The sequence below is a fragment of the Celeribacter halophilus genome (genome assembly GCF_018860305.1).
In the GTDB taxonomy this organism is placed as follows: Bacteria; Pseudomonadota; Alphaproteobacteria; order Rhodobacterales; family Rhodobacteraceae; genus Celeribacter; species Celeribacter halophilus_A.
On sequence record NZ_JAHKPE010000015.1, the window covers coordinates 65,960 to 75,870 of the forward strand.

General features: G+C 55.0%; 9 protein-coding genes and 3 pseudogenes. 10 read left to right on the top strand and 2 right to left on the bottom strand.

The features are described from left to right. Positions 1-150: 150 nt before the first annotated feature. From KO492_RS03925 to KO492_RS03940, 4 genes are read left to right on the top strand one after another with little or no spacing between them, the layout of a single operon-like run. Positions 151-1,128: a quinone oxidoreductase family protein gene (locus KO492_RS03925; RefSeq protein WP_216043764.1), complete on the top strand. Its 978-nt coding sequence runs from the start codon at positions 151-153 to the stop codon at positions 1,126-1,128. A gap of 23 nt (positions 1,129-1,151) precedes the next feature. After that, positions 1,152-2,015 carry a branched-chain amino acid aminotransferase gene (locus tag KO492_RS03930; RefSeq protein ID WP_216043765.1) on the top strand — a complete coding sequence of 288 codons (864 nt, stop codon included), beginning with the start codon at positions 1,152-1,154 and terminating at the stop codon, positions 2,013-2,015. Beyond that, entirely contained in the window at positions 2,015-2,422 is a 408-nt protein-coding gene (locus KO492_RS03935) for a carboxymuconolactone decarboxylase family protein (protein WP_216043766.1), read from the top strand. The genes KO492_RS03930 and KO492_RS03935 overlap by 1 nt, the downstream gene beginning before the upstream one ends. A 27-nt stretch (positions 2,423-2,449) precedes the next feature. Next, complete coding sequence (locus tag KO492_RS03940; RefSeq protein ID WP_216043767.1) at positions 2,450-3,262, top strand: cyclase family protein; 813 nt, start codon at positions 2,450-2,452, stop codon at positions 3,260-3,262. A gap of 787 nt (positions 3,263-4,049) precedes the next feature. Here KO492_RS03940 and KO492_RS18920 read toward each other — a convergent pair. After that, positions 4,050-4,181: pseudogene (locus tag KO492_RS18920) on the bottom strand (IS256 family transposase); the annotation flags it as partial. Positions 4,182-4,270: 89 nt separating this feature from the next. Between KO492_RS18920 and tnpA the strand changes: the two are divergent. From tnpA to KO492_RS03970, 6 genes and pseudogenes are all read left to right on the top strand, one after another. Next, positions 4,271-4,642 carry an IS66-like element accessory protein TnpA gene (gene tnpA, locus KO492_RS03945; protein ID WP_216043768.1) on the top strand — a complete coding sequence of 124 codons (372 nt, stop codon included), beginning with the start codon at positions 4,271-4,273 and terminating at the stop codon, positions 4,640-4,642. Next, positions 4,639-4,815 carry an IS66 family insertion sequence element accessory protein TnpB gene (tnpB, locus tag KO492_RS03950; protein ID WP_216043769.1) on the top strand — a complete coding sequence of 59 codons (177 nt, stop codon included), beginning with the start codon at positions 4,639-4,641 and terminating at the stop codon, positions 4,813-4,815. The genes tnpA and tnpB (KO492_RS03950) overlap by 4 nt, the downstream gene beginning before the upstream one ends. Positions 4,816-4,899: 84 nt before the next feature. Further along, positions 4,900-5,922, top strand: coding sequence for an IS110 family transposase (locus tag KO492_RS03955; protein WP_216043770.1), 1,023 nt, complete (start codon positions 4,900-4,902; stop codon positions 5,920-5,922). Between the two features lie 247 nt (positions 5,923-6,169). Next, complete coding sequence (gene tnpB, locus KO492_RS03960) at positions 6,170-6,352, top strand: IS66 family insertion sequence element accessory protein TnpB (protein WP_436835693.1); 183 nt, start codon at positions 6,170-6,172, stop codon at positions 6,350-6,352. A 62-nt stretch (positions 6,353-6,414) separates the two neighbouring features. Beyond that, positions 6,415-8,033, top strand: a pseudogene (gene tnpC, locus KO492_RS03965) (IS66 family transposase). Positions 8,034-8,165: 132 nt separating this feature from the next. Next, positions 8,166-9,560 (top strand): IS4 family transposase, encoded by a 1,395-nt coding sequence (locus KO492_RS03970; protein ID WP_216043771.1) that lies wholly within the window; start codon positions 8,166-8,168, stop codon positions 9,558-9,560. Positions 9,561-9,606: 46 nt separating this feature from the next. Here the strand turns inward: KO492_RS03970 and KO492_RS03975 are convergent. Continuing rightward, a pseudogene (locus tag KO492_RS03975) lies at positions 9,607-9,911 on the bottom strand (transposase); the annotation flags it as partial.

Genomic DNA, 9,911 nt, shown 5'->3' on the forward strand with positions numbered 1-9,911 from the left:
TCTCTAATTAGTCCACGAATTGAGTGAGTTTCTCTAAGCATTAGTGGTATCTTTTAGTGATTTTGCAAGCACTCTCCGTCGAAACTGACTTACGCTTGATTCAAAGGGTCGTTCAACAGACAGCCATATATAGCTTGAAGGAGACAGCATTTGCCAAACGCAATCATGATCCGTGACTATGGAGCCTCTGATGCTTTGAGTCTTGAGGAACTTGATCTGGCGGAGCTTGGTCCAGACGAAATACGCCTCCGGCAAACCGCTGTGGGCGTCAACTACCACGATATTTATGTGCGTTCCGGTCTCTACAACACTTTGGCTTTGCCGGGCATTCCTGGCTGTGAGGCGGCAGGCGTTGTGGAAAGCGTTGGGGCGGACGTGACTGGCCTAAAGCCCGGTGATCGGGTGGGCTATGTGACCGGGACCTACGGCGCTTATGCATCGCACCGGAATTTGACGGCGCATTTGGCGGTTCATATCCCCGACGACGTGACAGATGAAACCGTCGCCTCAAACCTTCTACGGGCTATGACCGTTGAGATGCTCACCAGTCAGGTGGTTCATCAGATCAAGCCCGGAATGACTGTTCTGGTCCATGCCGCGGCGGGTGGTGTGGGTCGGATGTTGTGTCAGACGCTTTCAAGCATGGGTGCCACAGTCATCGGCACGGTTGGATCTACACAAAAGGCTGACATTGCGATCGCGAATGGATGTGCCCACGCTGTGCTGTACCGCGAAGAGGACTTTACGACCTCAGTGGTAGAAATCACCGACGGTTCGGGTGTCGATGTAGTCTACGACTCCGTTGGTGCGGATACATTTTCCGGGTCGATTGAGGCGCTTGCAATGTGTGGTCATCTAGTGAATTTTGGCCAATCTTCTGGTCCTGTTGATCCTTTAGAAATGGCGACACTTGCCGCCAAATCACTGACCGTCTCGCGCCCCATTTTGTTCCATTACCTGCGCGATCCCGAGCAATATCAAGCAATGGCCAGCAAGGTTATGCAGGGTTTTCAATCTGGCGCCCTCAAAGCTGCCACACCGACCCCCATACCACTGCAAAACGCGAGCCGCGCCCATGATATATTGGAAAGCATGACCGGCGGCGGATCGCTGGTGCTGATCCCATAACGCCCGATTAAGGAGATATCTAAGTGACTGAGAAAACCATATGGACTTACTGGCGCGGTGACTGGCATCAAGGCGATACACGTATCCTTGGTGCGAACTCCCACGCCACATGGCTTGGGTCCGCCGTATTCGACGGTGCGCGTCTGTTTGATGGGGTGACCCCCGATCTTGATAAACACTCTGCCCGCATCAATGCCTCTGCCAAGGCTCTGGGGTTGAAGCCGACGTATACGGGCGAGGAAATTGCAGGGCTAACGATGGATGGCCTCGAGAAGTTTGAACCTGGTACGGACGTCTATATCCGGCCAATGTATTGGGCTGAGGATAGCGATGTCGGCGTTTTGCCGCCTGACCCTGAGAGTACGGATTTTGCTCTGTGCCTAGAAGAAATGCCGATGGCCTCACCGAACGGATTTACCGCGACCGTGACGAGGTTCCGGCGTCCAACGCTTGAGGTGATGCCGGTGAACGCCAAGGCTGCGTGCCTCTATGCAAACAACGCCCGCATGGTGCGCGAGGCCCAATCGCGAGGTTTCCAGAATGCGCTCGTTTGCGATGCCAATGGCAATGTAGCCGAACTGGCTACATCCAACATATTTATGGTGCGCGGTGGCGAAGTCTTTACTCCAGCACCAAACGGGACCTTCCTCAACGGTATCACTCGCCAAAGAGTCATCGGCTTACTGCGCGAGGCTGGCGTGATTGTGCATGAGGTCACTCTGACCGTAGATGATTTTCACGAAGCGGAAGAGATTTTTTCCAGCGGAAATATCTCCAAGGTCGTGCCCGTCATTGGCTTCGAAGGTCGAGAACTCAGCGTTGGCGCAATCGCCCAAAAAGCCCGTCAGCTGTATTGGGATTGGGCACTAGCCGGGGAAGCCGCATAATGGGAACGACACATCTTTTCACAGACGCCGACGTGGAAGCCAACCCTGAGGTCAAAGCTGTTTTCGAAGATATCCGCGCAACGCGTGGCTCAGACTTTGTAAACAACATTTGGCGGGCGTTGGCGGCCGACCCTAAGGGACTGAAACGCACGTGGGAGAATGTAAAATCCTTGATGGCCGCACCCGGTGCCTTGGACCCCAAAACGCGCGAAATGATCTACATCGCGGTCTCGATTGCCAACGGGTGCAGCTATTGCGTTCATTCGCACACGGCTGCGGCCAAGGCCAAGGGTATGTCAGAGGATGAACACGGCGAGTTGATGCAGATTGTGGCCTTGGCGGCCTCAACCAACCATTTGGTGACCGCACTGCAAGTGCCGATCGATCCGGAATTCGAAGTCAAATAAAATTACAAAACCAACAGGAGAGAACCTATGTGTGATGTATGTGTAATGAATGCGGTAAAGGACAAAATGTTGTCGCGCCGCAACTTCTTTAAGGCCGGCGCTGCTGGTGCGGTTGCTGCGGCAACGACAAGTGCTTTGGGCACACCGGCATTGGCTGCAGGTCACGGTATGGTCGAAGATATGACACACACCCTGCACGAAGATTTTCCAACATTTTTTGGTGAATCTCAGTTCAGCCGAGAGCAGCTGTTTAACTATGGAGAGCACGGCTTTAATCTGAATCAATTTACGATCAACGAACATACCGGCACCCATATTGATGCACCGCTGCATTTTTCCGAAGACGGCATGTCTGTTGATGAGATCCCAGTGTCGTCTTTGATCGCCCCCCTCTGCGTCATCGACATTGCAGCACGGGCAGCTGAGGACGCAGATACGCAGGTCACGCCTAATGATCTTCAGGCATGGATCAATGCGAATGGACCCATCCCAGACGGCGCATGTGTCGCCATGTACTCAGGATGGGCCTCAAAGGTTGATACGGACGGTTTTCGCAATTTTGACGGCGAAGCGCAGCACTATCCAGGTTTCCATATCGAGGCGACGCAGATGTTGCTCGAAACAGGGGCGGGGTCTATTGCTGTTGATACGCTGTCGCTCGACCACGGAATTTCGCCCGATTTTGCAACGCACTACGCGTGGTTGCCTGAGGGACGGTTTGGTATCGAAGGCCTAGCCAATCTCGATCGCGTTCCAGCAGCTGGGGCCACATTGGTCATAGGTGCGCCAAAACATCGCGGCGGCACAGGCGGCCCGGCGCGTATTTTCGCGATGGTGTAATGGGTCTTGGTATACGCGGTGATCGCCGCGTATAGCCTTTTGATTGAGAGCGGGCTGGGTCTGGCTCATATCATATTCAAATTATGCCGCTTACAATTTCGCCTTCAGATTTGGTCTTAATGTCGAAGCCGCGCAGAATTATTAAATTTGCGCGGCGACATTGGACAAGACCGGAAAGCGATCGCTTGGAAATATGCAGTTGCCACTACCACGTTGGCGGATGATCTGTATTCTAAAGGCCTGCTACACAAAAATCCTGTTCCTAAACCGAGTGCCAATGCGGTATTTGTCCGATGATCAAGAAACTCCCCCTGACAGCTGAGCCGCATGAACGCGAAACGTTCGGCCAAATCCTGATGCGGCAGGGGGAAACTGCACCCACACCTGAAAACAAATAATAAAATAAAAACCTTAATATTTATCCGGAGGCTCTTTGCACAAACCCCTTGACAGGGGGTGTGCATGAAAACCGCCAATTCGTGCAAACTTATCGATTCGTCGGAATGTTAAGGATAATAAAGTCATTTAAAAACCACTATTTAGAAGGCAACCCAATTTCAGCGCGAGCATATGCATGCACGCCTGACACATAAGCATGCATAGCTAAGGCAAAAAAAGGGGCTCGCGAAGCGAGCCCGATGCATATGGTATTTTCAGGTGTCATCTCTATTCGATATCCAGCATCTTCAGGAGCTTTGCGCGATCAAGCATGTCACGGTAATCCGGAGCCGTAAAAGGGGACAGGCCTTCCGGCGAGTTATTGTCAAATCTGGTGTCCAAGGATTTTTCATGCGGCGGCCTGATCCTGGTTTGATGGCTTGATGCCGTTTACGAAATCGACGCCTTGTATGACGTCGGCGAGATGGGCAAAGCCGCGCAGCTTGCGCCAACTTTTCTCGGCGCTTTGGCCGAGTTTGAACGTAACCGGCTCATTGGCACCGCCTTCTCGGTGATTGGATGAGATCTTAAGCTCTGTCGTTATGGACGTCGTTTGATGCGGAGCAAGATATGCGTCATGAAGTTATTGTCGGCGTCGAGCGCAGAAGGCGCTGGCGAGATGATGAGAAGCAGGCGATCCTTGAAGAGGTTGGCGTGAATGGAGCGACCGTCACTGATGTGGCCCGTCGTCATGACATCACACGCCAGCATATCTACCAGTGGCGCCGGGCGCTGCGACGCAAGGGGCATGGAGCAGGTTCCGACAGGACGGTCTTTCTCCCGTTGCCTCCTCTGACAAGCGACGAGGCCCCTGACGAGCCGGTAGCGACACCAGCACCCGAGGTTGACATCTTCTTGAGGAATGGCCGCCGGTTACGCTGCGCACGGGATTTGCCGACGGCCAGCCTTCACCATCTCATTCGAGCGCTGGAGACGGTATGATTGGTCCCGGAACAGGTGTGCGCGTGTATCTGGCCTGCGGTGTTACGGATATGCGCAAAGGGATCGCTGGCTTGTCAGCTATGGCGCAAGATGTGTTGCGGCAGAAGCCGGCCGGCGGTGCTGTGTTTGCATTCCGTGGACGACGTGGTGACCGGATCAAACTTCTCTATTGATGGTGTGGATACCTCACCCCACGACGGCATCGCAATGTGCTACTATGGTGATGTTCAAAAAGCACCAGAATGGAGGAGGTATCCATGAAAGAGGTTACAATAATCGGTATCGACTTGGCAAAATCAACTTTCCAAATTCACGGAGCATCGGCATCCGGCGAACCGGTCTTTCGCAAGAAATTATCGCGGGCTCAGGTTTTGAAGTTTCTGGGCGCCATGCCCTCATGCGTTGTTGCGATGGAGGCTTGTGCATCATCACATTACTGGGGACGCGAGATCAGCAAATTGGGTCATGAGGTCCGACTGATCCCGCCAATTTACGTGAAGCCGTTCGTTAAACGGCAAAAAAATGATGCCAACGATGCCGAGGCGATCGTTGAAGCTGCGATGCGTCCTACTATGCGGTTTGTGCCGGTAAAAACCGCCGAACAACAATCCCAGTCGATGGTGTTTAAAACGCGCGATCTGTTGGTGCGTCAGCGCAACTCGATAGTTAATGCCTTACGCGGGCACCTTATGGAATACGGGATCACAGCTCCAAGTGGCCGAAGGAACGTAAGTAAACTGGTAGAACAGATAGAAGCGCCCGAGAGCGGGTTGCCTGTGCTAGTAATCGAATGCTGTCAAATGCAACTTGATCAGATTGGCAGACTGAACGAAAAGATCGCGGAAATAGAGCGGAATCTTCGAGACGATGCGAAGTCAGACCCGGAAACGGTTCGGCTGCAAACAGCACCCGGGGTGGGGCCTGTGACAGCGATGGCACTCAAAGCTTTTGCACCTGATTTTGAAAGCTTCAAGCAAGGGCGCGATTTTGCAGCTTGGCTTGGGTTGGTGCCCGTCCAGAGGTCGACTGGGGGCAGGCAAATTCTTGGGAGGACCTCCAAGATGGGACAGCGTGATATCCGTCGATTGTTGATTATCGGCGCTATGGGCAGAGTCCGCTGGGCTTTGAAAAACGGTGCGCCTGAAGGATCGTGGCTGAAACAGATGCTTGAACGCAAACCACGTATGTTGGTCGCTATTGCCCTCGCGAACAAAACCGCACGTGCCATATGGGCGATGATGACTCGAAATGAAGATTACAGAGATCCCTGCGCCGCATAGTCAGCGACTAAGGGTAAGTATGTGAGAAGGACCTTGAGACAGTAAGGATAAATGATCGACCAGATCGAGGTTGGGAAAACCAGGCCGTCCCAGAGAGCTCCGAGCTCGCTCTATTGATATGGACCCGACCTTCGCATCGCCATACCGGCCCGCGGCATGTTGAACGCCGCACACGAGAGGCCTGACACATGACCGTACCCGATCACATGTCCTAACCGATTGAGAAAACTCTTGCATAAACCGAGGTATCCACACATGGGATGGTCAGGGGTTTTGCCTCTACTACAAAGTGTTGGAGCGTGGCCGCTTCCCTTGGCCAAACGCCGAAGATGGCGCGTTGCGACTGACCTCCGCGCAGCTTGCAATGCTCTGGGAGGGCATCGATTGGCGACGTCCAAACTGGGGTGCGCCACCTGCCCGGGTCGGGTGAATTTGTTGCGGTTTTAGCGTAATTTATATGGAGGTTTAGCCTGATTTTTGGTAGTCAGGTGCATGTCGAAACCTGTCGAAAACCTGCCCGATGATCCCGCCGTTTTGAAGGCGATGATTGCTCTTTTGCAGGCAGAAACGACAAGATGGCGACCTCGTTGCGCGTTCACGATCAACTGGTCCAAGCGTTGCGATTGCGGATCGCCAAGCTGCAGAAACTGGCGTTCGGCAAGTCTTCAGAAAAGGTTGAACGTGAGATCGAGCAGCTGGAACTGGCGCTCGAGGATCTCTTCATTGCAATGGCTGAGGACGACGATCAGCCCATTGACGAAGGGCTAGACGAGCCTGACGTTGAGGACGTCTCGCCGGAGCCCAAGCGGCGGCGTCGTCCGCGTGTCTCGGCTGAGACACCCCGTGAGCGCCGCGAACTCGATCCCGGTTCCTGTTGCCCGGATTGTGGTGGTGACCTGCGCGTCGTGGGGGAAGATGTCAGCGAACTTCTCGATATGATTGCCGCGCAAATGAAGGTGATCCAAATCGCCAGGATCAAGAAGTCCTGCCGTTGCTGCGAGCGTATGGTGCAAGAGCCGGCCCCAAGCCGTCCGATCCCGGGGAGCATGGCCGGGCCGAACCTGCTGGCCCACGTTCTGGTCTCGAAGTTCGATGACCACCTTCCGCTCTATCGCCAGCACGAGATCTTTGCCCGTATGGGGGCAGACATTCCGGAGAGCACGCTTGTCGGCTGGTGTGGGCGCGCCATGCGCACCCTTCAGCCGCTGATCGAGTTGATCGAAGCTGATGTGATGGGCAGTGACCTGTTGCATGCGGATGATACGCCGATCCGCGTGCTGGATCGCTCGAAGAAAGACAAAGGACTTGGGAAAGGCGTGAAGAAAGGCCGGATTTGGACCTATGTCCGGGATCAAAGGCCTTGGGTCGGAGCGTCTCCGCCTGCCGCATCCTATGCCTTCGCTCCGGACTGGAAAGAAGAGCACGTCCATAAGGATCTCTCCGGAACCCGGGGCATCCTTCAGGCCGACGGCTATAAAGGCTATGCCAAACTGTATGAGCCGGAAGCTGACGGTTCAAAACGCCTGCGCGAGGCGGCGTGCTGGGCGCACTGGCGCCGGGACTTCCATGATGAATGGCAGAAAACCAAATCTGCAATTTCCCGCGAAGCCATTGACCGGATTGGCAAGATCTATGACATCGAGCGCGAGATCAACGGGCGGCCCGCAGATGTCCGCCATGCCGCGCGCCAAACACATAGCGCGCCACAGGTCGAAGCCTTCTTCACCTGGTCCGAACAGCAACTCTTGCGTCTTCCTGGCAAAAGCAATCTCGCAAAAGCATTCCGTTATGGCCTGTCTCGCCGGGATGCGTTCTGCCTGTTCCTGACGGATGGTCGTGTGGCTATAGACAACAATCCAGCCGAACGCGCCCTGCGCCCGATTGGCATTGGCAGGAAAAACTGGCTATTCGCCGGAGCCGACACGGGCGCGGAGACCCTCGCGCGGGCCATGACCATCATTGAAACCGCCAAGCTGAATGACCTCGACCCACAAGCCTATCTGGCCGACATCCTCGACCGTATCCACGATCACAAGATCAACCGGCTTGAAGAGTTGCTGCCGTGGAATTGGGAACCGCTCAGCCCAAGCGTTGACACGCAAGCCGCATAATCCGCGGTATCAATGAGCTTGCAGTTACCCACAAGTGTGGTGTGGCGAATTGATTCACCCCACAGACTTGGTCTTGCCCGAGAGTAACCGATCATGATTCGTCATATGGCATCAAATGATTGAGGTGCGGGCATGGAGCAGAATTGGGTGGAAACGGAAACCGCGGGGTGTGATTTGGGTGACAGTCGGCTGAACCGGCGGCTAGGTGCCATGCTTCAGGCTCTCGGGGAGCGGCCGGGAAAATCGCTACCCACGGCGTTCCAGGACTGGTCGAACACCAAGGCAGCCTACCGTTTCTTTTCCAACGGGAACGTTAGCGAAGACAAGATCCTTGAGGGCCATTTCGCTGCCTCCGCCCTGCGTATTAAAGCGACTGAGGGTCCAATCCTGATCTTGCAAGACACCACGGAGTTTTCTTTCAAGCGCAGCGCACCGGAGAAGATTGGGTTTACCGGAACATCATGCGGTCGCAAGATGGCAGATGGACGTCATCAGAGCCACACCATTTGCGGCATGCGGTTGCATGTGAGCCTTGCTGTCACGTCGGCAGGCCTTCCGCTCGGACTAACCGCGGCAAAATTCTGGTCGCGTGATAAATTCAAAGGTACGAGGGCGATTAAACGCAAAATCAATCCGACCCGAGTGCCGATCGAACAAAAGGAAAGTATGCGCTGGCTCGACAATCTGCGCTTGTCCACCGAGTTGGCAGGTGCGCCGGAACGCTGTGTGCATGTCGGTGACCGGGAAAGCGATATCTACGAACTCTACTGCCTAGCCCAGGACCTTGGGACCAACTTTCTGGTGCGCAGTTGTGTTGATCGCTTGGCGGAAGATGGCGACACGACAATTGCAAAGGTGATGACGCAGGTGCAATCCAGCGGAACCCACGAGGTCCGGTTCCGCGACGCGCAGGGTAAGGATCATTGCGCCGTGCTGTCGGTCCGGTATGCCACGATGACGGTCCGGCCGCCGATCGGAAAGCAGCGGAAATACCAGCATCAGAGCCTTCAGATCATCCATGCCGAGGAGCTTGATCCTCCGGAAGACAGGTTGCCTGTCTTCTGGAAGCTGATCACGAATCTACCGGTGGAGACCCACGCGGACGCTGTCCACAAGCTCGAATGGTACGCGTTGCGCTGGAAGATCGAGACCTTCTTCCGAACCCTGAAAACGGGGTGTCGGATCGAAGAGCTGCGCTTGGCCACGGCTGATCGCTTGGCCAACTGCATCGCGCTCTGCTGCGTCGTGGCCTGGCGTGTGTCATGGATGACAATGTTCAGCCGTGAGGTGCCAGCCGCAAACCCTGCTGCGGTCTTCACGGATGACGAGCGCCACCTGCTCGAACACGCAACGCCGCACAGAAAGCGCATGGCACCACATGACCTGGAGTTCTATGTCAAAGCCGTCACGCACCTCGGAGGCTATCTCGACCGCGCCTCAGATCCGCCACCGGGAACAACCGTCATATGGCGCGGTCTCGCCCGGCTCGCCGATCTTGTTGAGGGGGTCCGCATTGTGGGACGTTAACCACCGAGAACTTGTGGGTAACTGCAAGGCCAATGAGGCGGTTACGTTTGAACATCATATGCAGCATGCCGTCTCTGCTGAGGCAGCCCTTGGTCCGTTTGGTCCGGTGCCGGATTGTGGCGAAAGCGCTTTCGATCGGGTTTGATGTGCGGATGCTCTGCCAGTGTTGGGCGGGGAAGTCATAGAAGCTCAACAACTCGTCACGATCCCGCATCAGGCATTCGGTGGCCTTTGGGTATTTCGCGTCGAAGGTTTCAATGAACAAATCGAATGATGCATGCGCGTCCTCACGGGTTTCCGCCTGCCAAATGTCATGTAGCATCTTTCGGGCTTTTGGCTGGGTTCGCTTGG

Excerpts from the sequence above, each read along its gene's own strand:
- KO492_RS03935 (WP_216043766.1), top strand. The coding sequence starts at position 2,015 with ATGGGAACGACACATCTTTTCACAGACGCCGACGTGGAAGCCAACCCT.
- tnpA (WP_216043768.1), top strand. The coding sequence starts at position 4,271 with ATGCGTCATGAAGTTATTGTCGGCGTCGAGCGCAGAAGGCGCTGGCGA.
- KO492_RS03940 (WP_216043767.1), top strand. The coding sequence starts at position 2,450 with ATGTGTGATGTATGTGTAATGAATGCGGTAAAGGACAAAATGTTGTCG.
- KO492_RS03955 (WP_216043770.1), top strand. The coding sequence starts at position 4,900 with ATGAAAGAGGTTACAATAATCGGTATCGACTTGGCAAAATCAACTTTC.
- tnpB (WP_216043769.1), top strand. The coding sequence starts at position 4,639 with ATGATTGGTCCCGGAACAGGTGTGCGCGTGTATCTGGCCTGCGGTGTT.
- KO492_RS03970 (WP_216043771.1), top strand. The coding sequence starts at position 8,166 with ATGGAGCAGAATTGGGTGGAAACGGAAACCGCGGGGTGTGATTTGGGT.